Below are 26,860 nucleotides of genomic sequence, written 5' to 3'. Positions count from 1 at the left end.
TATATGCGCTTGTAGCTCAACTGGATAGAGCGCCTGACTTCGGATCAGGAGGTTCTGGGTTCGACTCCTAGCAGGCGCGCCATTTACTCTCCCATATTAATTAAAGTACCTTTTTCTCTAGCTTTATTAAATGAAATATAAAATATAATGATACTTAAAATAAGATAAAATAAATTTAAAAAATATGCATTGAATATATTTTTAAAATCTACAGACCCATTTATCAAAATATTTCGAGCCTCATCAAAAATATAAACTAACGGTAATCCTTTAGCTAAAAGTTGAAAAAAATTTGGCAAAATTTCAATTGGATAATAGATACAACCTAATGGAGCTAATAGAAAAAGAGATGACCAGGCAATATTTTCAAATGATGGTCCGAACCTTAACAGTCCAGCACTTACTAACAATCCAAGCGTGATGCCAAAGATATATAGACTTAAAAATAAAAATAGCAGAGGCAATCCTAATTTTAAAATTGAAATACCAAATAATGGTGAAGTTAGAATGATTGCAGGAATAAGACCAATTAATGTTCTAACTAAAGATGTAAATATTAATGAAATAATAATTTCCTTAATTTTTAAAGGAGAAATAAAGAGGTTGGTGAAATTTCTACTCCAAATTTCCTCTAAAAAAAGCATGTTAAAACTGATGCTTGATCTAAATAAAAAATCATACAAAATTGCACAAGTTAGAATTATACCAACAGTATTATTATAATAGTCACTATAAGCAGTAAAAAATTTAGAAATAAATCCCCATAAAATTATTTGTATTGAGGGCCAATAAATTAAATCAAGAATCCTTGGAAAGGAGCTTCTAATCAGATAAAAGTGTCTTAAAAAAAGACCATACATTCTATTAAAATTCATTTTTTCTAGTAAGTTTTAAAAATACTTCCTCTAAATTTTTGCGACCATGTTTTAAAATTAATTCTTCAGGTTTTCCAGAGTCAATAATTGAACCATTTTTCATCATCATCACAGATGTACACAATCTTTCTACTTCACTCATATTATGTGATGCCAGTAAAATAGAATTCTTCCTTTCTTTTTGAAAATCCTCCAAAAACTCTCTAACAAAGTCTCCAGTTTCAGGATCTAATGATGCTGTTGGTTCGTCTAGAAGCAGTAAAATTGGATCATTAATAATAGCCTTTGCTAAACTAACTCTATTTTTTTGACCTGAAGATAACTCACCAGTAATACAGTTTAAAATTTCATTTAACCTAAGCTTTTCAGTTAAATAGTCTATTTTATTATCAAGATTTTCAACATTATATAGTTTTCCATAAACAAATAAATTTTGTTTTACCGTGAGTTTTTTAGGAAGCTCAATATATGGAGATATGAAATTAATTTTTTTTAAGATATCAACTCTATTTTTTTCAATATCTTGATTATCAATTAAAACTTTACCACCAGAGGGTTTTAATAAACCTAAAATCATACCAATTGTTGTTGTTTTTCCACAACCATTAGGTCCTAGTAGTCCAATGATTTCATTTCTTTTTATTGTAAATGAAATACTCTTTACCGCTTCTACTCCATTGTAAATCTTGCTTAAAGAGTCTATTTGAAGATTATTATCCATCGAATTTTGAGGCTCTTAACAAGCGATCATTAATAGTTTTTCCTAAGCCATGGTTTTTTATTTTTTCAACAGCTAGTGATTTAAAATTATCCTTTTTTATCTTTCTAAGTGTTGTGTACAAATTTTTTGCTGCCTCGTTTAAATCACCTTTTTTTGAGAGATAATAATAGAAATCTTTAGGTTCTTTTTTTTTCTTTAATGATAAATATGCTTCATTTTTATTTGGTTTTTTAACATTTAGTTTAATAGGAATTCCAGGTGAATAATGCAGCTTCATTTGACCAGGCGAAAATATTTTTTTTGAATTTAACTTTAAGCTTAGTTTCTTATTTAAACAATTTTCAATATCTAAAACTTTCAAACCTCCAAGCCTCAATATTTTTGGTTTATTTACCAGTGAAATAATAGTTGATTCAACACCAACTTTTGATCTGCCGCCATCCAAAATAAACTTTATTTTATTACCAAAGTCTTCTTTAACATCTTGATAACAAACTGAACTAACTTTAGTTGATATATTTGCACTTGGAGCTGCAAGTGGATATTTCAGTAATTTAAGTAGTTTTCTAGTTAAAGTGTGTTTAGGAAATCTTACAGCCAGGGTATTTTTCTTGTTAGTAACATTATTAGATATTTTTGAAGTTTTTTTCAAATTTAAAACATATGTGATGGGGCCTGGACTAAATTTTTTAAATAGTTTTAAGAAATCTGAATTAATTTCACAGTCTTTCGTCAAATCATTAATACTATGATAATGAACTATCAATGGATTATTTTGTGGTCTTTTTTTTAATTTAAAAATTTTTTTTACACCTTTATTAGAGTAAGCATTAGCTGCTAAACCATACACAGTCTCAGTTGGTATTGCCACGCAGTCTTGATTATCAAGGATGTTTTTTGCTTTTTTAATATTTGAAAGATTGTTTTTCATGTAATATCAGAAATTAATATATGAAAGAAGAAAATAAACAAATTTATTATCAAAACATGAGTCTTGAAGAATTAACTAACGAAGCAAATAGAATTATTGATTATTTAGAAAAATGTGAAAATATTGAGACTGAAACCGAGACTTATCAAAATCTAATTAAATTGAATAATTTAATAGAAAAAAAATTTCATAATTCGTCAAAAAATATTAACCTTAAAACAAAAGAAAAAATAATAGAGATTTCAAAAAAAAATAATGCAAAATAATCTTAAAAGAATAGCAACTGATACAGATTTTTTTTTAAAAAAATTTTTTAAGACACAAAAAAAATCCCCATTATTAAACCCTATGAGCTACGGTTTGTTTTCAGGTGGGAAAAAAATAAGATCAAAAATTTTGGTGGATGTGGGAAAAATTTTTGATTCTGAATATAAAAAACTTATAATTGTTGGGTCAGCTGTTGAGTCCATTCATTCTTACTCATTAATTCATGATGATTTGCCTTGTATGGATGACGATAAATTAAGAAGAGGCAAACCTACGGTTCATGTAAAATATGGAGAGTCAACTGCAGTACTAGCCGGTAATTCACTTTTGACTTTATCATATGAGATTTTAACAAGTGATTTACTTAAACTAGATAACTCAATAAAGATTAATCTGGTTAAAAAAATTTCTGAATGCTCTGGTCACCTTGGTATTGCAGGTGGTCAGTACTTAGATTTGAGTTATGAACATAAAAAAGTTTCAAAAAAAAATATTTTACAAATGGAGATAAAAAAAACTGGAAAGTTATTTAGTTTTTGCTGTATGGCACCGCTATTAATTAAAAAAAAAAATAACAAATTAGTTAAAAAATTTGATCAAATCGGCTCTGAAATTGGCTTGTTATTTCAGATTGTTGATGATTTAATAGATTACAAAGGTCAAGCATCTGTAGCTGGAAAAAAAACCAAAAAAGATGAAAAGAAGGGAAAGGCGACCCTTATCAGTTTACTTGGTTATGAAAATACTGTTAAGTACAAAGACAATTTAATAAAGGTGTTAAATAAAAAATTGAGTTACTTTGGATCCAAATCTAAAAATCTTATTAGCACTTTAAATTATATTGCAACAAGAGATAAGTAATGAGAACATATAAATTTTTAGATCAAATCAATTTTCCCTTAGATTTAAAAAAAGTATCTGAATCTGATTTACAAAAAGTTGCTGACGAACTTAGAGATGAAACTATTAGTGCTGTTTCAGAGACTGGTGGACACCTTGGGGCAAGTTTAGGAGTTGTGGAGCTTACAGTTGCACTTCATTATGTATTTAATACTCCTAAAGATAAAATAATTTGGGATGTTGGGCATCAGTGTTATCCACATAAAATAATTACTGGTAGAAAAAATAAAATAAGAACCTTACGTCAAGGTGGAGGTATTTCTGGATTTACAAAAAGATCTGAAAGTGAATACGACCCATTTGGTGCAGCACATAGCTCAACTTCTATATCGTCAGCCTTGGGAATTGCAGAAGCTAATAGATTGTCAAATAAGAAAGATAATGTAGTTGCTGTAATAGGTGATGGTGCAATAAGTGGAGGGATGGCTTATGAGGCTATGAATAATGCTGGGGCATCTAAAACAAAGATGATCGTCATTTTAAATGATAATGATATGTCTATTGCAAGACCCGCAGGTGCAATGGGAACTTACCTTGCAAAAATTTTTTCAGGAAAGATATATTTCAGTTTTAGAGAAACTATCAAGATGATAATTTCATCTTTCTCTAAAAGATTTAGTGCAAAAGCTGGAAAAGCAGAAGATTTGTTTAGATCTGCTATTTCTGGTGGAACTTTATTCAACTCGCTTGGTTTTTACTATATTGGACCAATCGATGGTCACGATATGGAAAGTTTAATCCCGATATTAAAAAATGTCAGAGACTCAAAATATCAAGGACCTATATTAATTCATATTAAAACAAAAAAAGGTAAAGGTTATTCATATGCAGAAAAAGCAAAAGATCATTATCATGGAGTTTCAAAATTTAACGTAAAAACCGGTGAACAATATAAATCAAAAAGCAAACAACCTTCATATACTAAAGTTTTTTCAAATACTTTAATTCAACATGCAAAAAATGATAGCAAGATTGTTGCTATAACTGCAGCTATGCCTGACGGAACTGGCTTGACAGACTTTGCAAAAGAATTTCCAGATAGAACATTTGATGTAGGTATTGCAGAACAGCATGCAGTTACTTTTGCAGCAGGGTTAGCTACAGAAAATTATAAACCTTATGCTGCTATTTACTCAACATTTTTACAAAGAGCGTATGATCAAGTTGTTCATGATGTAGCAATACAAAGCTTACCAGTACGTTTTGCAATAGACAGAGCTGGTTTAGTTGGCGCAGATGGTCCAACACATGCAGGTTCTTTTGACACAACTTACCTATCTACGCTTCCAAATTTTGTTGTGATGGCTGCAAGCAATGAGGCTGAACTGGTGAAAATGATAAATACATCTATAAATATAAATGATAAACCTAGTGCATTTAGATTTCCAAGAGGTACGGGTTTAGGTGTTGAGCTACCATTAATAAATGAAACAATTGAAATTGGAAAAGGGAAAGTAGTTCAGGAAGGAAAAAAATTGGCTGTATTAAATTTTGGAGCTAGGCTTAATGAAACTTTCAAAGCATCTGAAAATTTAAAGAAAAAAGGGATTAATATAACAATCGTCGATGCTAGATTTGCAAAACCTTTAGATGAAAATTTAATTTGGCAATTAGCGACAACTCATGAATCTATTTTAACTATTGAAGAAGGTTCTATCGGAGGTTTTGGTTCACACGTAGTTGATTTTTTATCAAAAAAAAGCCTATTAGACTCTAATTTAAAATTTAGATCAATGACTTTGCCAGATACTTTTATAGATCAAGATACACCTGAAAATATGTATAACTCTGCTGGACTAGATGCAAAATCTATTGAAGATAAAATTTTAGATTTAATAAACTCGAATATTATTTTAAAAAAACAGAGATAAAATTTAACTACACTGTGCTTTATTCATTAAATAGTGATCTAGTAAAACACAAGACATCATTGCCTCTCCGACCGGCACAGCTCTAATACCAACACATGGGTCGTGTCTACCTCTAACAGAAATAATGGTATTTTTCCCAAATTTATTTATAGTCTTTTTTGTAGTTAGGATTGAAGATGTTGGTTTTACTGCAAATGACACAATTATTTCTTGCCCTGAAGAAATACCCCCTAAAATTCCACCAGCATTATTTGATTTGAAATTAATTTTTTTATTTTTTGAAAAAATTTCATCAGAATTATTTTCTCCTGTTAATTGAGCTGAATTCATTCCTGAACCAATATTAACTCCCTTTACAGCATTTATACTCATCATTGCAGAGGCAATATCTGAGTCTAGTTTAGAATATATAGGAGCCCCTAGGCCAGCAGGTATACCTTTTGCTCTTACTTCAATGACAGCTCCACAGGATGAGCCTGATTTTCTTATACCTAATAAGTATTTTTCCCATAACTTGATCATTGATTTATCAGGACAAAAGAATGGGTTTTTACCAATTATTTTTTCATCCCATTTTTTAGTATCACAACCTAAAATACCTAACTGAGTTACAGCACCGGTTATTTTAAATTTTTTTCCAATTTCACTTTCTAGAACTTTTTTAGCTATAGCTCCAGCCGCAACTCTTGCAGCGGTTTCTCTTGCTGAAGATCTTCCTCCACCCCTGTAGTCTCTAATTCCATACTTTTTAAAGTATGTATAATCCGCGTGACCTGGTCTAAATTTATCTTTTATATTACCATAATCTTTTGATCTCATGTCTTCATTGTATATAATTAATGAGATAGGGGTTCCTGTGGTCTTTCCTTCAAATACACCCGAAAGTATCTCCACCTTATCACTTTCTTTTCTTTGAGTAGTAAATTTAGATTGTCCTGGTTTTCTTTTATTAAGTTCCTTTTGAATATCTTCTTGTTTTAAATTTATTAATGGAGGACAGCCATCCACTATGCAACCTATTGCTGGTCCATGAGACTCTCCCCATGTTGTGAAACGAAATAGCTTTCCAAATGTATTAAATGACATTATTTATATTGTATAAGTTATTTTGTTAAAATTATGAATGAAAAAAACTCATTGGGTTTGGATAGATGTTTTTTAGAGACTGATGGACCATTTGATTTATTTGAAAAATGGTATCAAGAGGCAAAAAAAAAAGAAATTAACGATCCAAACGCTTTGGCATTAGCCACATCATCTAAGAATGGTGTCCCATCTGTGAGAATGGTTTTATTAAAAGATTTCAGCAAAAATGGTTTTGTATTTTACACAAATCTTAATAGTCAGAAGGGGAATGAGATAAAAGAAAATCCTTTTGTCTCAATGTGTTTTCATTGGAAATCACTATTTAGGCAAGTCAGAATAAATGGAAAAGTAAGTCAGGTAGAAAATTCTGTTGCTGACGAATATTATAATTCTAGAGCTTATGAAAGTAGGATTGGAGCTTGGGCTTCTAAACAAAGTTCTGTTTTAACTAATAGACAACAACTTGTTAATTCTATCCATGAATTTAAAGAAAAATTTAATGATAAAGATAAGGTGCCCAGACCTGATCATTGGTCTGGATGGAATTTGAAACCAGATAGTTTAGAGTTTTGGTTAGATGGTGATAATAGAATTCATGAAAGACTAAAATTTATTTTAGATCATAATGGTAAGTGGAAAAAAGTTTTACTAAGTCCTTAAAAATTTCTTGCTAAACTAAAAGAAGTTAAGTTGTTTAATATTTCTTTTTGTTCGCTATTTTTAAAAATTGATAAAGAGCTTGATGCTAACTCAATATAGTGTTGAGCCTTTTTATAACATTCATTGATTACACTATATTTTTTGATTAATTTTAAAACATATTCTAAATCATTTTTTTCTCTTTTTGTCTTAAAAAAAATATTATTAATTAATTCTTTTTCTGTCTCATTAATTTTTTGAAAAAGAAGTATAATAGGCAATGTTACTTTTCCCTCATAAAAATCTTGACCGATTTCTTTTCCAAACATCTTTAAATCAGAATTATAATCTAGAGTATCATCTGCAATTTGAAATGTTAGACCAAGATTTCTACCATAAAATTCCAAAGCCTCTTTTTCTTTTGTACCCACTTCAGCTAAGATCGCACCAACCTTTGTTGCAGCTGAAAACAATTCAGCTGTTTTTGCAGAAATTATTTTAAGATAAGTTTCTTCAAGCATATCAATTTCACCTTTATGCTGTAATTGAAGTATTTCTCCTTGAGCTATAGTAGATGACGTTGCTGAAAGTAATTTTAAAATTTCAATATTTCCATCTTCAACCATCATTTCAAAACATCTGCTAAGAAGATAGTCTCCCACTAAAATAGATGAATGATTGTTCCAAATTTTATTTAAAGTTTTTTTGCCTCTTCTTACCTCACCGTTATCAATAACATCATCATGCATTAAAGTTGCACCATGAATTAACTCAACACATGCAGCCAGATTAATATCACGAGAACCTTTCGTGTACCCACATAGTTTTGCTGCTCCTAATGTCAAAAGAGCTCTTAATCTTTTTCCACCTGTATCAATATGATAATTAGTCATTTTATTTGCTAAATCGACATCACTAGAAAGTTTTGATTTAATTTTTTCTTCAACCAAAACAAGTTTTTCATCTACAGAATTTTTTAGCTCAAAATAAGTATTATTAATTTTATTTTGAAGTTTAATGACTGAACCCATAGGCATAAATTAGTTTATAAAAATAATATTATTACTTATCAATTGACGCACCCTAATCTTCAATTATAAGTAGTCTTTAATTAACTTTTAAAAATTCTATAAAGATCAAAAATGCTATCGTTTTTTAAAAAAAAAAGAATTGTTTCACACATTAAGCTTAATGGTGTTATTGGAAATGCTGGAAAGTTTAAACAAGGAATAGATTTTTCTGGTCAGGAAGAATTAATAAAAAAAGCTTTTTCATTAAAAAAATCAATTTGTGTTGCAATTTCAATTAATTCTCCGGGTGGTTCGCCAGTACAATCTCATATGATTTATAATTTCATAAGAAATCAAGCAAAAAAACATAAAAAAAAAGTAATATTTTTTGCTGAAGATGTTGCTGCCTCAGGTGGATATTTGATTTCTTGTGCTGGAGATGAGATTTATGCCAATTCCAGTTCAATCATTGGTTCTATTGGAGTTATTTATTCTTCATTTGGTTTTACAGAGTTAATTAAAAAAGTTGGAATAGAAAGGCGTGTTCACACTGCTGGAAAAAATAAAAGTACTTTAGATCCTTTTTTGGATGAGAAAAGTGAAGATGTTGAACGGTTAAAAAGAATTCAGCTTGATTTACATGAAGACTTTATAAATGTTGTTGAGAATAGTAGAGGTTCAAAACTTAAAAAAAAAGATATTGAATTATTTTCTGGAGAATTTTGGTCAGGTAAAAAAGCTAAAGAATTAGGTTTGATAGATGGAATTGGCGATGCTATTCAAATTTTAAAAGAAAAATATGGTGAAGATGTTGTTATTAAAAAATTCGAAAAACCTAAAAGCTGGTTGAGTAACAAATTATCATCATCAAATGATAAACTTGATCAATTAGCAAATATTTTTGATGAAAGATCCATTTGGCAAAAATATGGTCTCTAAGAAAAAAAAATTAAATAATAATTCATTTCAAGAGACAATATTTAATTTACAGAAATTTTGGAGTAAGGAAGGATGTACAATTTTACAGCCTTATGATCTAGAGGTAGGCGCTGGCACTTTTCATCCAGCAACAACTTTAAGATCTTTAGGGTCAAAACCATGGAAGGCAGCTTACGTGCAGCCTTCAAGAAGACCAACAGATGGTCGTTATGGAGATAATCCAAATCGATTACAGCATTATTATCAATTCCAAGTAATAATAAAACCATCAATTGATAATATAAAAAATCTGTACTTAAAAAGTTTATCCAAGATAGGTATAGATCATTCATTACACGATATTAGATTTGTCGAAGATGATTGGGAGAGTCCAACTCTTGGTGCAGCTGGTTTAGGCTGGGAAGTTTGGTGTGATGGTATGGAAATAACTCAATTTACATACTTTCAACAAATGGCAGGCATAGATTGCAATCCAGTTTCTGTAGAAATTACTTATGGTTTAGAGAGAATATGCATGTTCACTCAACAACAACAAAATGTTTATGATTTAGACTGGAATGAGAAGGGTGTGAAATATAAAGATGTCTTTCATCAGTCTGAAATGGAATTTTCAAAATATAATTTTGAGTTTGCGAATATTGAAAATTTATTTAAAAATTTTGATATGCACGAGTTTGAAGCTCGGTCATTAGCTGAAAAAAATATTTCTCTTCCAGCTTACGATCATTGTTTAAAAGCTAGTCATGTTTTTAATATTTTGGATGCAAGAGGAGCAATCAGTGTAGCTGAGAGAGCAGATTACATTAGCAGAATAAGAAATATTGTTAAATTAGTTGCTGAAGTTTGGATTGAAACACAAAAAAATTAATTAAAATGTCTGAATTATTTTTAGAGTTATTTAGTGAAGAAATTCCAGTTTCACTTCAAAAAGATATAAGAGAAAAATTGATTTTAGATATTAAAAAAGTTTTTGAGGAAAAATCAATTAAATTTAAAAAATATTTCTCATTATCAACACCAAACAGACTTGTTGTTGTTTTTCAAAATCTGGATAGAGAAGTTAAAATTAAATCTGAAGAAATAAAAGGTCCAAGCACAACATCTCCACCTCAAGCTTTAGAAGGTTTTTTAAAATCTCAAAAAATCTCCAAAAAACAAGTTTTTAAAAAGAAAAATGACAAAGGTGAATTTTATTTTTACAAAACCAAGGAAGCTAAATTAAAAACCCTAGATTTAATCAAACAACGTCTTCCAAAAATTTTAATTGAATTTAAGTGGAAAAAATCAATGAAATGGGGAAGCTACAACTTAAATTGGGGCAGGCCATTAAAATCAATATTGTGTGTATTTGATAAAAAAGTAATAAATTTTTCAATAGGCCATTTAAAATCTTCAAATTACACATTTTTAGATAAAGATTTTGAGGAGAGAAAAAAAACTTTTAATGATTTTAATATTTATCAAAAATCTCTAGAACAAACTGGCACAATTATAGATCAAGATAAAAGAAAAGATCATATCAGAAACGAAATAGAAAAAATTTTAAAAAAAAAGAATTTAATTATTGATGAAAATGAGAAATTATTAGATGAAGTCAACAACCTTGTAGATCAACCACATATTATAGAATGTTCATTTGATAAAAAGTTTTTAACAATACCTCAAGAGATATTAGTTTTAACAATGCAATCGCATCAAAAATATTTTCCCCTTTTTACTAAAAAAAAGGAAATTACTAATGAGTTTATAGTTGTTGCAAATAAAAAAGATAACAAAGGTTTGATTAAGATAGGGAACGAGAGAGTTGTTAAGGCAAGACTAGAGGATGCTGAATTTTTTTGGAATAAAGATAAATCTCAAAATTTAGTGAAAAAAGTTTCTGGACTTAAGAATATGAATTTTTTCAAGGGTCTTGGCACATATTTTGACAAGGTTCAAAGAATGCGAAAATTAGCAGCTATGATTTCTGATGAACTGCTAATTAGTAAAGAGAAAGTCGAACTTTCAGCAACAATTTGTAAAACGGATTTAATCTCAGAAATTGTTAGTGAATTTCCAGAGTTGCAAGGAATTATGGGTGGTCATATTTCCCATTTTCAAGGGTTTGACAAAGAAATTTCTGAAGCTGTTAAGGAACAATATTTACCTACAGGCCCTCATTCAAATGTTTCAAAAAAGCCTTATAGTATTACTCTTTCTCTATCAGATAGAATTGACACTCTAGTAGGTTTCTTTGGGATAAACGAAAAACCTTCAAGTTCAAAAGACCCTTACGCTTTAAGAAGAGTTGCGTATGGTATTATTAGGATGATTATTGAGAATAAAAAAGATATCAAAATTAATGATATTATTTCTTATTCTCTAAATATTTATTTAGATCAAGATTTTAAATTTTCAAATAACAACATAATTAAAGACATTTCATTTTTTTTAAAAGATAGATTTAAATATTATTTGAAAGATAAAAATTTTAGACCAGACATTGTTGATGCTGCAGTTAAAATTTTAGATTTGAACAAAATTTCTACAACTTATGAGAAAGCAAAAAGTCTTAATAAAATAATCGAAAAACCCCTTGGTATGGATGTCGTGTCTTCTTATAGAAGAGCTTTTAATATTATTAATTCAGAAACAAAAAAAGCTGGTGAAAATCTTACCAATACAACTGATCCTGGAATTTTTAATAATGAATATGAAAAGGCCTTATTTAAAAAAACTAATGAATTAAAACAACATTTTGCCATGGTTGAAAATAAACAAAATTTTGATGAGATACTAAGCTCTCTTGCGTCAGCAAAAAAAGAGATTTTTGATTTCTTTGATAATGTAAAAGTAAATGATGAAAGTGAAATTATCAAAAAAAATAGATTGGAACTATTAAGTTTCTTCTGTAAAACCTACGAGAATTTTATAGATTTTCAATTGATCAAAGATGCCAATGAATAAGTTTATTTTTAATTTTAGCTCTAAAGAGGTTAAAAAGATTAAAAATCCTAAAAATATTTTAGGTGGAAAAGGTGCAAATTTATCAGAGATGGGAAGAATGGGATTTCCTGTACCTCCAGGTTTTACAATTTCGACAAATGTTTGTGATTTATTTTATAAAAATAAAAAAAAACTCAATTCTAAAATCATTAATCAAATCAAATCTGAGCTTAAGGTAATTGAAAAAGTAGTAAAAAAAAAATTTGGAGATCTAAAAAATCCTTTGTTGCTTTCTGTTAGATCTGGAGCAAGAGTTTCAATGCCAGGTATGATGGATACAATATTAAATCTAGGACTTAACGATGAAACTGTAAAGGCCTTATCCAATAAAACTTTAAATGGAAGGTTTGCAAAAGATAGTTATAGACGATTTATTCAAATGTATGGGAATGTTGTATTAGGTGTGGAAAGTCATCATTTTGAAGAGTTAATTGAAAATTATAAATTAACTAAAGGTGTTCTTTTAGATACTGAATTAGATGAGAGTGATTGGGATGGATTAATTAGTGATTTTAAAAAAGTTGTTAAAGAAAAAACTCAAAAAGACTTTCCTCAAAATGTATATGATCAACTTTTAGGTGCAATTAGTGCGGTATTTTTATCATGGGAAAGCAATAGGGCAAAAATCTATAGAAAATTAAATCAAATACCTTCTGAATGGGGTACTGCCGTTAATGTTCAATCAATGGTTTTTGGAAATATGGGAAACGATTGTGCAACTGGAGTAGTGTTTACAAGAAATCCCTCAGATGGTTCCAATGATATTTACGGAGAATATTTGATTAATGCCCAAGGTGAAGATGTTGTAGCTGGTACTAGAACGCCACAATATATTACTAAAAAGGCTCGCAAAGATGCAAATGTAAAAGATCCATCCATGGAAGAGTCTATGCCTAAAGTCTATAAACAATTAGAAAAAATTTTGATTAAGCTGGAAACTCATTACAAAGATATGCAGGATGTTGAGTTTACTGTTGAAAACAATAAACTTTGGATTTTGCAAACTAGGTCAGGAAAAAGAACTTCTAAGTCAGCAGTAAAAATAGCTGTTGATATGGTTAAAGAAAAATTAATTTCTAAAAAACAGGCTATTCTGAGAATAGATCCAAGTTCTTTAGATACTTTGTTACATCCAACATTAGATGAAAAAAGCGAAATAAATGTAATAGCAAATGGTCTTCCAGCATCACCAGGGGCTGCAAGTGGCAAAGTAGTTTTTACTTCAGAAGAGGCTGAAAAATTAAACGATATGATGCAGGATACTATATTGGTTAGAGTAGAAACTTCTCCTGAAGATATTCAGGGAATGCATGCTGCAAAAGGTATTTTAACTGCAAGGGGAGGTATGACAAGTCATGCGGCTGTCGTTGCAAGAGGTATGGGTAGACCTTGTGTTTCTGGATCAAGTGAAATTGATATTAATTATGAAAGTAAAATTTTCAAAACTTCTGAGCTTGAAGTTAAAGAGGGTGATATTATTACAATTGACGGTTCTACAGGAAGGATAATCCTTGGAAAGGTTCCAACAGTTAAACCTGAAATTTCTGGTGATTTTTCAAAATTAATGAGCTGGGCAGATGATACTAGAAAATTAAAAGTAAGAACAAATTCAGAAACTCCTATTGATACAAAAACAGCAAGAGATTTTGGTGCAGAGGGAATTGGTTTATGCAGAACAGAACATATGTTTTTTGATGAGGAAAGAATTTTATCCGTAAGAGAGATGATTTTATCAAAATCAAAAGAGGACAGGGCAAAAGCATTAGCAAAATTATTACCACATCAGAAAAAAGACTTTGTAGAGATTTTTAAAATAATGGATGGATTGCCTGTAACTGTAAGATTATTAGATCCGCCATTACATGAGTTTTTGCCTCATTCAGACAAAGAAATTCAAGAAGTGGCAAATGTGGTCGGAGTAGACTTAAAGGAAGTTAAATCAAGAATATCTGAATTACATGAGCAAAATCCTATGCTTGGTCATAGAGGTTGTAGATTGGGCATTTCTTACCCTGAAATATATGAAATGCAATGTAGAGCAATTTTTGAGGCTTTAGTTGAATTGAAAAAGAATAAAGTAAAATCAGCTTTTCCTGAAATTATGATTCCCTTAGTTTCTACAGAAGTTGAAATTAAGATCATGAAAGAATTAGTCAATAAAATTGCAAAAACTGTTCAAGAGGAAAACAAAGTAAAAATTGATTTTATGGTTGGAACTATGATTGAGCTTCCAAGAGCAGCAGTTAAAGCGAAAGATATCGCAAAACATGCTGAGTTTTTTAGCTTTGGAACTAATGATTTAACTCAAACCACATTTGGAATAAGTAGAGATGATAGTGGTAAATTTTTAAATGATTACATTGATAATAAAATTTTTGATATTGATCCATTTGTTTCAATTGACGAAGGTGTTGAAGATTTGATTGAGATTGCAGTTTTAAAAGGCAAGAAGCAAAATAAAAAAATTAAATTAGGTATATGTGGCGAGCATGGAGGTGATCCTAAAAGTATAGCTTTTTGCTCTAGAGTTGGTTTAAATTATGTTTCATGCTCTCCATACAGAGTACCAATTGCAAGATTAGCAGCAGCCCAAGCTGAGATTTTAAAAAAATAAAAAAGAAATTTACTTAAAATCAACAATCACTTTATTTTTGATATTTGATAGATGGTGAATATCTTTTGATTTTAGAGAGTTATTAATTTTATCTAATAAATCACTTTTAATTTTTTTTTCTTTATAATCATTTTCATTAATTGACATGACTTCATTAAAATTAATACTTTCACCATAATTATCAAAACCTTGATTTTGAGAAATTCTTATAATTTTGTTGTTATTAATAATAAGACCTCCATTTCTTGATCCTAAAGAATTATTTTTTAAGGGGTTTTTTTTATGTTGAAACCATTTATTTGTAAGAGGTCCATTTTTAGAATAATAGATTGAGAGATCATGATTAAAATCTTTAGATGATGTGCGATCAATATTAGTTATCATCCACCAAAAATTTTTCTTCTGGAAAATCATAGTATCTACAGCATTAATATCTTTAATTATAGTTTTGTAGTATCTCCACTTATAAGGAAAATCAGTACATAGATATAATCTTATTTCTGAAATTTCAGAGGTATCAGGACACATGAAAAGTTTTTTTTTATATTCAAAAATATAAGGAAAGGATAAATGGAAACTTTCTTTAAGAATTGTACTTTTTTTATTAAATTTTTTTTTATTTAATTCAATACAAACAATTTCTCCTTTTTTTTTTGTGTAATTAAATTCTTCAGCAAAACAAAAAAGATTATCTTTTTTTTCTACTAAAAAAGGATCAGCTAAAAAGTTTTTTGCGTTTGTATTCCCAATTATGATTGGTTTTTTAAGATTATTTTTATCAAAAAAAGCTAGTTTAAAATATTTTTTTTTAATGAAAATTTTTTTGGATAACATTTTTAAAGTACTTACTAAATAAATAAATTGATTGCAGACTTTTGGTATTTCATAAATTTTACCAGGGTTAGCACTATCAAGAAATTTAAACTTTTTGTCTTCATATAACTTTAGCAAAATATTCTTTAGGTAAAACAGACTTTTCTTATAAAGCTCAGCTTGATTTAAAAGAAAAAAGCTTTGTGTAGAAAAAAACCCTTTCTCGACAATTTTTCCAGCATCTAGTTTTTTGTCAATTTTTTGGATTATAAAACCTGTGTTTGGCTCTTTGAAAAAAACCTCCCAAAAACCAGCCGGTGAACCTCTAAATTTTTTATAATCTCCGTGATGAAATGATAAAATACCGTAAGTTGATACTTTAAGAATATCGCCACTTAAAACATCATTACATGCTCGAATTATTACATCATACTTTTCTTTTCTGATTTTTATTAAGTCTTTTTTATTAAAAATTTCTTTTTCAAAGCTATTTTTCTGAATAGATATTTGTGATCGAATAGTTTTGTTTAATTTAAATTTTTTAAGATGGTTAGTATGTTTTTTTAAAAAAAATAAAATCAAGTATTCAAAAAATATTATAAATTTAAAAAATATTTTTTTTGGAATTTTATTGAATATTATTTTTTTTTTTGAATTTTCAATTGAAATAAAAGATGAAACTATGAATTTATCACTATTTTTTTTTAACCATTTTAATAATTGATAATTATAATTATCAATAAGACCTTCATTTACTAAAAAACCTATCTTAATCTTTTTCAATTTTTTCAAGTATTGCTATTGATGAAGTTGTCTCTAAGAATAAAAGAATAATGTTTTTATCCTCAGAAATTACAATATCTCTCACTCTTTCATTAAGTGGAATATAATTATGTTGGACGATTTTTTTTCTTGATTTATCAAGTTTAATATAATGTACGCCCAGATCCTGCTCTTTAATTTCATTACCCATCGCTCCAACAAAAAATTCATAATCATTATCATTTAATGATATCAATTGACTTATACCTATAGAGGGATCAAAATATTTTATTGGTTCCTCAAATCCATATTTTTTATGAGATTTCCTGAGAGGAGCTTCATCCAATATTTTTTTTGAATAATTTTTAGCATAATGTTCACCATAGGATGAAATAGGCCATCCAAAATTTTTAATTTTAGTTAAAGGTCTATGATTTAAATTAATTTCGTCACCACCTTTTGGACCATGTTCTGTCGAAATTATAAAATCAAAATTTTCACTATAATAAAGTCCTTGAGGATTTCTGTGACCAATAGATATAATATTTGATTTTCTATTTTTAGTATTAATGATTATTATTTTCCCAAATTCATTATTTTGATTTTGTGCTAATGGCCTGTTTCTAAAATCCCCAGTTGTAAACAATAAGTTAGAATTATCAATTTTTGCTAATCGTCCACCAGCACCTTGATGCGCCCAAAATCCATGATTGTTTTTTACATTTACACAATCTTTAGTCTGATAAAATAAATCAAAATTTAAATAATTATCATTTAAATTGGCAGATATAATTTTTAAATCAAAGCAATCTTTTATTTTTTGGCCAATGTATGAAACATATAAAATATCTTTATCGACCAAAATATCTTTTATTCCATAATGATCGTGAGTATAAAATTTTTTATATTTAATAAGCTCTTTAATATTTGATGGAATTTTTGTAAATTTTTCTGGAGTTGAAATTTTTGCTTTTGCAAAAATCCCATCATATGTTGCTAAAATTATGTTTTTATCTTGATTGTAAAAATCAATAAATGCAGTCGCTGATGCACCAATATTTCCAGTAAATAAAATATCATTAGTTGAAAATTTAGAAAATAAGTAACCCTCTAACAGGTTTTCATTAATTTTTTTTTTAGAAAAATTGTATCCATTGAAATCAACTAATATTTGATTTTCAATAATTTTTCTAAAATCAATCTGATCTTCATTGATCAATTCATTAATATCCTTCCCTTTTAAAAAAAGATTTTGTTGTATTTTCGCTATTTGATTATTTCTAATTTTTAATTGTTGAGCAAAATTTGAGATCTCATTTTTTTTTGATGAGGAACTTTCTTTATTCAAAAAGTATCCAAGAATTATGACTACTAAAAGAAATAATGATAAAAATAGAAAAATATTTTTTTTTAAAAATTTCATTTGATAATGATGATTATAATTTATTAATATTTAAATAAAGTTGTTATTTCTATTAGGGGCGTTCTGTTGCCAGGTGCCCCAGACCCCGTCTGCTAAATTAACTTAAGTTAATTATGCAGCAAGTGCGTAACTTTCGTTAGCAATTATAAATTAGTCCTTTACGGAGGAACAATTCCGAACGAAAGAATAGCCTTTAGACATTCGTCGATTCTGGTTCACCCCCATAAGTTGTAATGGTGGAGGTGGTGGGTACTGCCCCCACGTCCGCAATGGTTATTACGAAATTCGTTTATCGTCATAGTTGGAAAACCAACTTTATTAATATAAAAGGAATTACAATAGATTCAATAACAATCATGAAATTAACTAAAGAGCAAACAGAGGAAATAAAAAATCAGCAAGCTCAAAGTAATCAAACTAAAAGAGTTACATCGCCTGAGCTTGAAAAAGTTTTGTATGAGGCAATTCCAGCTTTAGACCATGGGTTTGTTAGAGTAGTTGATTATATGGGTGATGATACCTCTATTGTTCAATCTGCGAGAGTTTCATATGGAAAAGGCACAAAACAAGTATCTACTGACAAAGGTTTAATTAAATATTTAATGAGACATTGGCACAGCACTCCATTTGAAATGTGCGAAATTAAATATCACATTAAGCTTCCAATTTTTATTGCTAGACAATGGATAAGACACAGAACAGCAAATGTTAATGAGTACTCTGCTCGATATTCAATTTTGGATAAAGAATTTTATTTACCTACTAAAGAAAATTTGGCTGCTCAGTCTATAAGTAATAGACAAGGTAGAGGTGAGGTGCTTGAAGGTGAACAAGCAAATGAAGTATTAGAGCTTTTAAAAAATGATGCTGAGAGAACTTATGATAATTATGAAACTATGTTGAATGAAAGATATGATGGCTCAACTATTGATGAAAATAAAAAGGGATTAGCAAGAGAACTTGCAAGAATGAATTTAACTTTAAATACATACACACAGTGGTACTGGAAAACAGATTTATTAAACTTGATGAATTTTTTAAGACTAAGAGCTGATAGTCATGCACAATATGAAATAAGAGTTTATGCCGACATAATGTTAGATACTTTAAAAAAATGGGTTCCCATTACTTATGAAGCATTTATGGATTATCGAGTTGGAGGTACCGAGGTTTCAGCTAAAGGTAAAAATATAATTCAAAAATTGATAAAAGGAGAAGACGTTTCACCTGATGATTCTGGTCTTTCAAAAAGAGAATGGAATGAATTAATGGAAGCTTTTGAGCTTAAAGATAAGTTGATTTAATTTTTTCCGCAAACTCTAAATATATTTTAGAAATTTCATGATTTGGGTTCTCTTCTACAATTGGCTTTCCATTATCTCCAGCTTTACCAACCTCAGGATTGATTGGTATTTCACCTAAAAATTCTTTATTAAATTCTTCAGCTGTTCTTTTAACACCTCCCTCACCAAAAATTTTATAATTTTTTCCATCATCGCCTTTAAAATAACTCATATTATCTACTAAGCCTAAAATTTTAACATCTAGTTTATCAAACATTTTAATACCTCTTACAACATCAAGTAATGCTACTTCTTGGGGTGTAGAAACAATTATGGCTCCATCTATTTTGATTTCTTGCGAGAATGTTAGTTGTGTATCCCCTGTGCCTGGAGGCATATCAATAATAATAAAATCTAAATCTTTCCAATTTACTTTTTGAGTAAAAGTTTTAATTGCACTTGTAACCATAGGTCCTCTCCAAATCATGGGAGTTTGCTGATCTGCCAAAAATCCAATCGACATACATTGAATGTCATATTGCATCACAGGTTCAAGTTTTTGACCATCACTTTTTGGTTTTTCATTTATATCAAACATTTTCGGTATTGAGGGTCCATAAATATCAGCGTCAAGCAATCCAACTTTACAGCCAACACTTTTAAGGGCTAATGCAAGATTTGTTGCAAAAGTAGATTTACCAACACCACCCTTCGCACTGGAGACTGCGATTGTAAACTTTGTTCCAAGTATAGGGTTTTTAGTAAAGTTTTTTGGCTCTACTTTTTTTTTCATTGCGTCACTTAGTTCTGGCTTTTTTTCAGACATATTTTGATCTTAACTTGTTTTTGAGTTCAAAGACACTATATACATAGTGTATGTCTGACAATTTTCAACAAAGAGGTGGAAGTCCTTGGGGGTCTCCTCCAGGAGGTGGAAATGGCAATGGATCAGGTCGAGGTCCAACACCACCGGATGTTGATAAAATTATAAGAGAGTTCCAGGATAAAATAAAAAACTTTTTACCAGGTGGAAAATCTTCAAGCACTAAATCTTTAATTTTAGGATTGATAATTTTAGCATTTGTTTGGTTAGCAAGCGGTCTTTATAGAGTACTTCCTGATGAGCAAGGTGTAGTTTTAAGATTTGGAAAATTTGTAAATACAACACAACCTGGATTAAATTATCATATTCCATTTCCAGTGGAGAGTGTTTTGACTCCAAAAGTTACAAAAGTTAACAGAATAGATATTGGTTTTAGATCTGAAAGAGAAAGTGGTTTCTCAAGTGGTGGTGGAGTAGCGGATGTACCACAAGAAAGCCTAATGTTAACTGGTGATGAAAATATAGTTAATATTGATTTTTCTGTTTTTTGGGTGATTAAAGATGCTGGAAATTTCTTATTTAAAATTCAAGATCCTGAAGGAACAGTAAAAGCTGCAGCAGAAACAGCTATGAGAGAAGTTATTGCAAAAAGTGATATACAACCAATTTTAACTGAAGGGAGATCTAAAATTGAGGTTGAAACACAAGATATAATTCAAACTATATTGGATGACTATGAGAGTGGCATTCAAATAACTCAAGTACAAACTCAAAAAGCAGACCCACCTGATCAAGTTATTGATGCTTTTAGAGATGTTCAGGCTGCTAGAGCTGACATGGAAAGAGCAAAAAATGAAGCCGAGGCTTATGCTAATGATGTAATTCCAAGAGCGAGAGGGGAAGCTCAAAAAATTTTACAAGCTGCGGAAGCATATAAAAAAGAAGTTGTAGCAAAATCAGAAGGGGAAGCTAGTAGATTCCTTGCAATTTATAACGAATACAAAAATGCTAAAGCTGTAACTCAAGAGAGAATGTATTTAGAAACAATGGAAAAAGTTTTAGCGGATATAGATAAAGTTATTATTGAAAATAATGGAGGTTCTGGCGTTGTTCCATATTTGCCGCTACCAGAATTAAAAAAAAAGGCGACTAATTAAATGAAAGCTGGAAAAATATTATTAGGTATTATTATTGCAATAGGAGCTCTTGCTTTCTTATCAGTAATTATTGTTAAAGAAGTTAACCAAGCAATCATACTTCAATTTGGTGACCCTAAAAGAATTATAACTAAACCTGGATTAAATTTTAAAATACCTTTTATTCAAAATGTTGTTTATCTTGATAAGAGAATTTTAAATTTAGATACCCCACCAGAAGAAGTTATTGCATCAGATCAAAAACGTTTAATTGTGGATGCTTTTGCCAGATTTCAAATTGTTGATCCTTTAAAATTTTATATTTCAGTTGGAGATGAAAGAGTTGCGAGATCAAGATTATCTACAATTATCAATTCAAGAATTAGAAATGTTTTGGGTCAAGAAGAACTTCAAACTTTATTATCAAAAGATAGATCAAAACAAATGGCTTTAATTAAAGAGGGTGTAAACAATGAAGCGCAAAATTTTGGAATAAACATTGTTGATGTTCGAATTAAAAGAGCAGATTTACCTCAAGCTAATAGTGATGCTATTTATAGAAGAATGCAAACTGAGAGGGAAAGAGAAGCAAAAGAATTTAGAGCGGAAGGTGCAGAAATGGCTGTAACTATTACCTCAACAGCCGATAAAGAAGTTACAGTTATTTTAGCAGAGGCACAAAAAGAATCTGAGATTATGAAGGGTGAAGGTGATGGGGCAAGAAATAAGATATTTGCTGACGCATTCGGTCAAGATCCAGAATTTTTTGCATTTTATAGAGCGATGCAAGCTTATGAAAAAGCTCTAATTGGTGGTGAAACTTCTTTAATTTTATCTCCAGACTCAGAGTTCTTTAAATTTTTTGGAAATATAAAACCAGAAATTAATCAGTAGAAAATGAAAGAGCTATTTATAGCTTTTGGTTTATTTTTATTTATCGAAGGAATTTTATATGCCTTATTTCCATCAAAAATGAGAAATATGTTAAGCAAACTTGAATTGTTAAAAGATAGTCAATTAAGGACTGGCGGATTAATCTTTGCAATTTTAGGATTTGTAATTATTTATTATTTAAAGACTAGTACATGAAAAATTTAAAAATATATTTACTTACATTATTTATACTTATTAGTGTTGATGCCAAATCTTTTTCAAAAGGTGTGCCAGAGTCTTTTGCAGATCTTGCTGAAAAGTTGATGCCTTCCGTTGTTAATATCTCAACAACGCAAACTGTAGTTACAAATACTAATCCCTTTCCATTTCAATTTCCTCCAGGATCACCATTTGAAGATATGTTTAAAGAATTTGGAGCTCCTCAAGAGAGAAAATCTTCAGCACTTGGATCTGGTTTTATTATTGATGAGAAAGGAATTGTTGTAACAAACAATCACGTTATCCAAGACGCCGAAGATATTATTGTAAGAGTAAATGGTGACAAAGAATTTAAAGCAACAGTTATAGGTGCAGACCCTTTATCAGATATAGCTGTTTTGCAATTAGAAACTAAAGAAAAATTTATTCCTGTTTCATTTGGAGACTCTGATAAAGCTAGAATTGGGGATTGGGTAATTGCAATTGGAAACCCATTTGGCTTAGGAGGAACAGTCACTTCAGGTATCATTTCTGCTAGAAATAGATCGATTGGTCTTTCAAGATATGAAGACTACATTCAAACTGATGCTTCGATTAACTCAGGAAATTCAGGTGGACCATTATTTGATATAAATGGAAATGTGATTGGAATTAATACAGCAATTTTAGGAAGAAACGGATCTATAGGAATTGGTTTTTCAATACCTTCTAATAGTGCACAAATTGTTATCGATCAATTAATTGAATTTGGAGAAACTAAAAGAGGTTGGTTAGGTGTAAGAATTCAAGATGTTACTAAAGAGATAGCTGAAGTTGAAAATTTAGATGAGCCAAGAGGAGCTTTGGTTGCAAGTGTTGCTGATAATAGTCCGTCCGATAAAGCAGGAATTAAAGCTGGAGATATAATCTTAGAATTTAATAATGAAAAAATAAAAGAAATGAAAGAATTACCAATAATAGTTGCTCGAACTGAAGTTGGAAAAAAAGTTGATGTAAAAATTTGGAGAAATAAAAAAGAACTAGTCAAAAAAGTAACACTAGGTAGATTAGAAACATCAGAAGATTTCAAAGTTACTGAAAAATCTTCACCCACAGAGAATAAAATTGATGATTTAAAAATCACAGTGAGAAAACTTAACAAAGAAGACATTAAAGAAAGAAATCTTCCAAATCAAACCAAAGGATTAGTAATAACTAAAATAGAAAATGATAGTCCATTAATTAATTCAATTGAAGTTAATAGTATAATAATTGAAGCACAAAAGAAAAAAATTGGTAGTGCAAATGATCTAAAACAAATTGTAAAACAAGTTTTAAATACCAATCAAAAAACAATCTTGCTTGTAATCTACAACAGCCAAAATCAAAGAAGATACATAGGTGTTAAATTAAAATAGATAATGGATTTAAAATCCAAAATCATTTTAATCTATGGTCCAACAGCATCAGGTAAATCTAATTTTGCAGTCAAACTAGCAAAAAAAATTGGAGGTGAAATAATTAATGCTGATAGCATGCAGCTTTACAAAGATTTAAAAATTTTAACTGCCAGACCTTTAAAAAAAGAACACCAAGATATCAAGCATCATCTATATGGATTTCAAAGTGGAAAAAAAAGCTTTTCAACCGGTGATTGGTTAAAGCTAGCAATTAAAAAAATTGGAGAAGTTAAAAGAAGAAAAAAAATCCCAATTTTAGTTGGTGGAACTGGATTATATTTTAAAGCATTAATAGATGGTTTGGTTGAAATTCCAAATATACCGATGGCTTTTAGAAATAAAGTAAGAAAACTACAAAAAGATCTTGGTCAAAAAAATTTTTATAAAAAACTTTTAAAAATTGATCCTAATTTAGTAAAAACAATAAAACCTACTGATACTCAAAGATCGATAAGAGCTTATGAGGTAAAACTATTTACAAATAAATCAATTAACGAATGGCATGATAATACAAAATCACAATTTAAAAAAAAAGATTTTTACAAATTAATTATTGATTTCCCAAGATCAGATTTAATTGAAACGATTAACCAAAGAGCATTTAAAATGTTTAAATTGGGGGCTGTACTTGAGGTTAAAAAATTTTTAAAGCTCAAAATTAATAAAAATAAAAGTATATCAAAAGCAATAGGAGTCGCAGAAATAAAGGAATATTTAACTAAAAAAGTGGATGAAAAAGAAGTAATTGAAAAAATATCAATAAAGACCAGGCAATATGCCAAAAGACAGTTGACTTGGTCACGAGGCCACATGTCAAATTGGATAAAATTAAACCCTAAAAGAATAAATAATTTTCTAAAAAAAATTTAATTATTTTTCACTATAGCTTGACCAATTAGTACAACTTCAGCTAGATTGCTTTGATGTCTAAATTATATTCAGGAGCTGAGATCGTATTCAAATGTCTTGAGGATCAAGACGTTAAATTTATTTTTGGTTATCCTGGAGGAGCAGTATTGCCAATTTATGATGAGTTAAAAAATCATCCATCAATAAAACATATTTTAGTAAGACACGAGCAAGGAGCTGGTCATGCTGCAGAAGGATATTCAAGATCTTCTGGAAAGCCTGGTGTAGTTCTTGTGACCTCTGGGCCAGGTGCAACCAATGTGGTTACTGCTTTAACAGATGCTTATATGGATTCTGTTCCATTAGTTTGTATTTCAGGACAAGTTCCAACTCATTTGATTGGCACAGATGCTTTTCAAGAATGTGATACAACAGGAATTACAAGACCATGTACTAAACACAACTGGTTAGTAAAAGATATTAAAGATCTTCCAAAAATTTTACATGAAGCATTTCACGTGGCAACTACAGGAAGACCTGGACCTGTGCTAATTGATATTCCAAAGGATGTCCAATTTGCAAAAACTAATTATTCAAAACCTAAAATACAAAAAAGATTAAATGGAAAATCCCATAATCATTTTTCACAAGATGATATAGACAAATTAGTTGACCTTATTTCAAAAGCAAAAAAACCAGTAATTTATTCTGGTGGAGGAGTAATAAATTCAGGACCTGAAGCTAGTGAATCTCTAAGAGAATTTACAAGATTAACTGGGTTTCCAATCACATCAACTTTACAAGGGCTTGGAGCTTTCCCAGGGGATGATGATCAGTTTTTAGGTATGCTTGGAATGCATGGAACTTACGAAGCTAATAATGCAATGCATGATTGTGATTTATTGATAAATATTGGTGCAAGATTTGATGATCGTATAACTGGTAAAATTGATGAATTTTCTCCAAATTCAAAAAAAATTCATATTGATATTGACCCATCATCAATAAATAAAATTATAAAAGTTGATCTTGCAATTGTTGGTGACGTAAATGATGTAATCCAATCATCAATCAAAACAATCAATAAAAAAAATAAAAGTCTAAAAGATTCTAATAAAGAAAAGATTTCAAAATGGTGGCAGCAAATCCAAAAATGGAGAGAGAAAAATTCTTTAGGTTTTATCAATAGCAATCAAACTATAAAACCTCAACATGCTGTCCAGAGACTTTATGAATTAACAAAAAATCAAGATACTTTTATTACAACTGAAGTTGGTCAACACCAGATGTGGGCAGCTCAACACTATAAATTTAATAAACCAAATCGATGGATGACATCAGGTGGTCTTGGAACGATGGGATATGGTTTACCAGCAGCTGTTGGTGTTCAGATTGCACATCCAGATAAATTAGTTATCGATATTGCTGGAGAAGCTTCAGTTTTAATGACTATGCAGGAAATGTCTACAGCAGTTCAGTATAATTTACCTATAAAGATATTTATTTTGAACAACCAATACATGGGAATGGTAAGACAATGGCAAGAGCTTTTACATGAAAAAAATTACTCAGAGAGTTATTCAGAAGCTTTACCAGATTTTAATAAAATGGCAGAGGCTTATGGGTGTAAGGGAATTAGAGTAGAAAATTATGGAGAATTAGATGAAAAAATTCAAGAAATGATTGATCATAAAGGTCCAGTAATATTCGACTGCCAGGTAGATCCAGGAGAAAACTGTTTTCCAATGATACCATCAGGCAAACCTCATAACCAAATGATACTAGGTCCAAATGATCAAGCTGAGAATAAAATAACTGGCAAGGGTAAGTCTTTAGTTTAATGGCAAAATCTAAGTCAGCTTATAGTTTTTCAACTAAAAAGGAAAAATCAGATACACATATATTTGTTTTATGGGTGGATAATGAAGCTGGTGTATTAGCAAGAGTTGTAGGTTTATTTTCTGGAAGAGGTTATAATATAGAGTCTTTAGCAGTTGCAGAGATTGATGCTAAAAAAAATATTTCAAGAATAACAATTGTAACTACTGGTACTCCACAAGTAATTGATCAAATTAAGTTACAATTAGGAAAACTAGTGCCAGTACACAAAGTGGCAAACTTTAAAAGAGAAGATAAGCAAGTAATTTTCAAAGAAATGGCACTTTTAAAAATTATTGGTAATAAGACTAAAATTGATAAATGTTTAAAAGCTTGTAAAAACTATAATCCAGTAATAATAGATAAAACAAAAAAATCAGTAGTTCTTCAAATTACAGCATTAAGAAGAGAAATTGATAAAATGAATTTAAAATTAAAACCTCTAGGTCTAATTAGCACTTCTAGAACAGGGGCGATCGCAATGACAAGAGGTGCGGAAGTTTTTAACTAATTAAAAAGGAGAA

24 protein-coding genes, 1 tRNA gene and 1 other RNA gene are annotated in these 26,860 nt (G+C 29.5%); 17 read left to right on the top strand and 9 right to left on the bottom strand.

The window, feature by feature from the left end:
• The first annotated feature begins 5 nt into the window (after positions 1–5).
• Positions 6–82: transfer RNA gene (locus tag B9N70_RS04860), tRNA-Arg, on the top strand.
• 1 nt (position 83) lies between these two features.
• On the opposite strand, the gene B9N70_RS04855 is transcribed toward B9N70_RS04860, so the two are convergent.
• From B9N70_RS04855 to B9N70_RS04845, 3 genes are read right to left on the bottom strand one after another with little or no spacing between them, the layout of a single operon-like run.
• A complete protein-coding gene (locus B9N70_RS04855; protein WP_085114679.1) occupies positions 84–875 on the bottom strand; it encodes an ABC transporter permease in 792 nt (263 codons plus the stop codon).
• On the bottom strand, positions 865–1,596 hold the full coding sequence (locus B9N70_RS04850) for an ABC transporter ATP-binding protein (protein WP_085114678.1): 732 nt from the start codon (positions 1,594–1,596) through the stop codon (positions 865–867). Before B9N70_RS04850 ends, B9N70_RS04855 begins: the two co-directional genes overlap by 11 nt.
• Complete coding sequence (locus B9N70_RS04845; RefSeq protein ID WP_085114677.1) at positions 1,589–2,527, bottom strand: L-threonylcarbamoyladenylate synthase; 939 nt, start codon at positions 2,525–2,527, stop codon at positions 1,589–1,591. Before B9N70_RS04845 ends, B9N70_RS04850 begins: the two co-directional genes overlap by 8 nt.
• Positions 2,528–2,547: 20 nt before the next feature.
• On the opposite strand from B9N70_RS04845, the gene B9N70_RS04840 reads away from it, so the two are divergent.
• The 3 genes from B9N70_RS04840 to dxs are packed head-to-tail and all read left to right on the top strand — an operon-like array spanning position 2,548 to position 5,565.
• Positions 2,548–2,793: a hypothetical protein gene (locus B9N70_RS04840; RefSeq protein WP_085114676.1), complete on the top strand. Its 246-nt coding sequence runs from the start codon at positions 2,548–2,550 to the stop codon at positions 2,791–2,793.
• Positions 2,783–3,655, top strand: a complete 873-nt coding sequence (locus B9N70_RS04835; protein ID WP_085114675.1) for a polyprenyl synthetase family protein — start codon at positions 2,783–2,785, stop codon at positions 3,653–3,655. The genes B9N70_RS04840 and B9N70_RS04835 overlap by 11 nt, the downstream gene beginning before the upstream one ends.
• Positions 3,655–5,565 carry a 1-deoxy-D-xylulose-5-phosphate synthase gene (gene dxs / locus B9N70_RS04830; RefSeq protein ID WP_085114674.1) on the top strand — a complete coding sequence of 637 codons (1,911 nt, stop codon included), beginning with the start codon at positions 3,655–3,657 and terminating at the stop codon, positions 5,563–5,565. Before B9N70_RS04835 ends, dxs begins: the two co-directional genes overlap by 1 nt.
• A 3-nt stretch (positions 5,566–5,568) precedes the next feature.
• Here dxs and aroC read toward each other — a convergent pair whose 3' ends face one another.
• Complete coding sequence (aroC, locus tag B9N70_RS04825; RefSeq protein WP_085114673.1) at positions 5,569–6,651, bottom strand: chorismate synthase; 1,083 nt, start codon at positions 6,649–6,651, stop codon at positions 5,569–5,571.
• A 33-nt stretch (positions 6,652–6,684) separates the two neighbouring features.
• On the opposite strand from aroC, the gene pdxH reads away from it, so the two are divergent.
• A complete protein-coding gene (gene pdxH, locus B9N70_RS04820; RefSeq protein ID WP_085114672.1) occupies positions 6,685–7,311 on the top strand; it encodes a pyridoxamine 5'-phosphate oxidase in 627 nt (208 codons plus the stop codon).
• Here pdxH and B9N70_RS04815 read toward each other — a convergent pair.
• Positions 7,308–8,321 (bottom strand): polyprenyl synthetase family protein, encoded by a 1,014-nt coding sequence (locus B9N70_RS04815; RefSeq protein WP_085115132.1) that lies wholly within the window; start codon positions 8,319–8,321, stop codon positions 7,308–7,310. The two genes, pdxH and B9N70_RS04815, sit on opposite strands and share 4 nt — an antisense overlap.
• Positions 8,322–8,432: 111 nt before the next feature.
• On the opposite strand from B9N70_RS04815, the gene B9N70_RS04810 reads away from it, so the two are divergent.
• Genes B9N70_RS04810 through ppdK form a run of 4 tightly spaced genes read left to right on the top strand, consistent with a single transcriptional unit; the run spans position 8,433 to position 14,838 of the window.
• Positions 8,433–9,239, top strand: coding sequence for a S49 family peptidase (locus B9N70_RS04810; RefSeq protein ID WP_085114671.1), 807 nt, complete (start codon positions 8,433–8,435; stop codon positions 9,237–9,239).
• The gene (locus tag B9N70_RS04805; protein ID WP_085115131.1) at positions 9,229–10,107 is read left to right on the top strand and encodes a glycine--tRNA ligase subunit alpha; all 879 of its coding nucleotides are present in this window, start codon (positions 9,229–9,231) and stop codon (positions 10,105–10,107) included. The genes B9N70_RS04810 and B9N70_RS04805 overlap by 11 nt, the downstream gene beginning before the upstream one ends.
• A 5-nt stretch (positions 10,108–10,112) precedes the next feature.
• Positions 10,113–12,185, top strand: coding sequence for a glycine--tRNA ligase subunit beta (gene glyS / locus B9N70_RS04800; RefSeq protein WP_085114670.1), 2,073 nt, complete (start codon positions 10,113–10,115; stop codon positions 12,183–12,185).
• Positions 12,178–14,838, top strand: coding sequence for a pyruvate, phosphate dikinase (gene ppdK, locus B9N70_RS04795; RefSeq protein WP_085114669.1), 2,661 nt, complete (start codon positions 12,178–12,180; stop codon positions 14,836–14,838). The genes glyS and ppdK overlap by 8 nt, the downstream gene beginning before the upstream one ends.
• A 9-nt stretch (positions 14,839–14,847) precedes the next feature.
• On the opposite strand, the gene B9N70_RS04790 is transcribed toward ppdK, so the two are convergent.
• The 3 genes from B9N70_RS04790 to ssrA all read right to left on the bottom strand — a co-directional run bounded on the left by B9N70_RS04790 (position 14,848) and on the right by ssrA (position 18,188).
• Positions 14,848–16,443 (bottom strand): glucosamine inositolphosphorylceramide transferase family protein, encoded by a 1,596-nt coding sequence (locus B9N70_RS04790; RefSeq protein ID WP_085114668.1) that lies wholly within the window; start codon positions 16,441–16,443, stop codon positions 14,848–14,850.
• The gene (locus B9N70_RS04785) at positions 16,421–17,836 is read right to left on the bottom strand and encodes a PQQ-dependent sugar dehydrogenase (RefSeq protein ID WP_085114667.1); all 1,416 of its coding nucleotides are present in this window, start codon (positions 17,834–17,836) and stop codon (positions 16,421–16,423) included. Before B9N70_RS04785 ends, B9N70_RS04790 begins: the two co-directional genes overlap by 23 nt.
• Positions 17,837–17,887: 51 nt before the next feature.
• Positions 17,888–18,188: a transfer-messenger RNA gene (gene ssrA / locus B9N70_RS04780) on the bottom strand.
• A 4-nt stretch (positions 18,189–18,192) separates the two neighbouring features.
• Here ssrA and thyX point away from each other — a divergent pair.
• A complete protein-coding gene (gene thyX, locus B9N70_RS04775) occupies positions 18,193–19,140 on the top strand; it encodes an FAD-dependent thymidylate synthase (RefSeq protein ID WP_085114666.1) in 948 nt (315 codons plus the stop codon).
• Here the strand turns inward: thyX and B9N70_RS04770 are convergent.
• Positions 19,121–19,945 carry an Mrp/NBP35 family ATP-binding protein gene (locus B9N70_RS04770; RefSeq protein WP_085114665.1) on the bottom strand — a complete coding sequence of 275 codons (825 nt, stop codon included), beginning with the start codon at positions 19,943–19,945 and terminating at the stop codon, positions 19,121–19,123. The genes thyX and B9N70_RS04770 overlap by 20 nt on opposite strands.
• A gap of 50 nt (positions 19,946–19,995) precedes the next feature.
• Here B9N70_RS04770 and hflK point away from each other — a divergent pair, with 50 nt between their 5' ends.
• The 7 genes from hflK to ilvN are packed head-to-tail and all read left to right on the top strand — an operon-like array spanning position 19,996 to position 26,847.
• Complete coding sequence (gene hflK, locus B9N70_RS04765; protein WP_085114664.1) at positions 19,996–21,099, top strand: FtsH protease activity modulator HflK; 1,104 nt, start codon at positions 19,996–19,998, stop codon at positions 21,097–21,099.
• A complete protein-coding gene (gene hflC, locus B9N70_RS04760) occupies positions 21,100–21,972 on the top strand; it encodes a protease modulator HflC (RefSeq protein ID WP_085114663.1) in 873 nt (290 codons plus the stop codon). It abuts the gene before it with no gap.
• Between the two features lie 3 nt (positions 21,973–21,975).
• Positions 21,976–22,167: a DUF2065 domain-containing protein gene (locus tag B9N70_RS04755; protein ID WP_085114662.1), complete on the top strand. Its 192-nt coding sequence runs from the start codon at positions 21,976–21,978 to the stop codon at positions 22,165–22,167.
• Positions 22,164–23,567: a Do family serine endopeptidase gene (locus B9N70_RS04750; protein ID WP_085114661.1), complete on the top strand. Its 1,404-nt coding sequence runs from the start codon at positions 22,164–22,166 to the stop codon at positions 23,565–23,567. Before B9N70_RS04755 ends, B9N70_RS04750 begins: the two co-directional genes overlap by 4 nt.
• Before the next feature lie 3 nt (positions 23,568–23,570).
• On the top strand, positions 23,571–24,479 hold the full coding sequence (gene miaA / locus B9N70_RS04745; protein WP_231909375.1) for a tRNA (adenosine(37)-N6)-dimethylallyltransferase MiaA: 909 nt from the start codon (positions 23,571–23,573) through the stop codon (positions 24,477–24,479).
• Between the two features lie 53 nt (positions 24,480–24,532).
• The gene (locus B9N70_RS04740; protein WP_085114660.1) at positions 24,533–26,299 is read left to right on the top strand and encodes an acetolactate synthase 3 large subunit; all 1,767 of its coding nucleotides are present in this window, start codon (positions 24,533–24,535) and stop codon (positions 26,297–26,299) included.
• On the top strand, positions 26,299–26,847 hold the full coding sequence (ilvN, locus tag B9N70_RS04735) for an acetolactate synthase small subunit (RefSeq protein WP_085114659.1): 549 nt from the start codon (positions 26,299–26,301) through the stop codon (positions 26,845–26,847). The genes B9N70_RS04740 and ilvN overlap by 1 nt, the downstream gene beginning before the upstream one ends.
• Positions 26,848–26,860 lie beyond the last annotated feature (13 nt).

This window comes from Candidatus Pelagibacter sp. HIMB1321, assembly GCF_900177485.1.
In the GTDB taxonomy this organism is placed as follows: domain Bacteria; phylum Pseudomonadota; class Alphaproteobacteria; order Pelagibacterales; family Pelagibacteraceae; genus Pelagibacter.
This window is presented reverse-complemented; position numbering and strand designations above follow the sequence as displayed.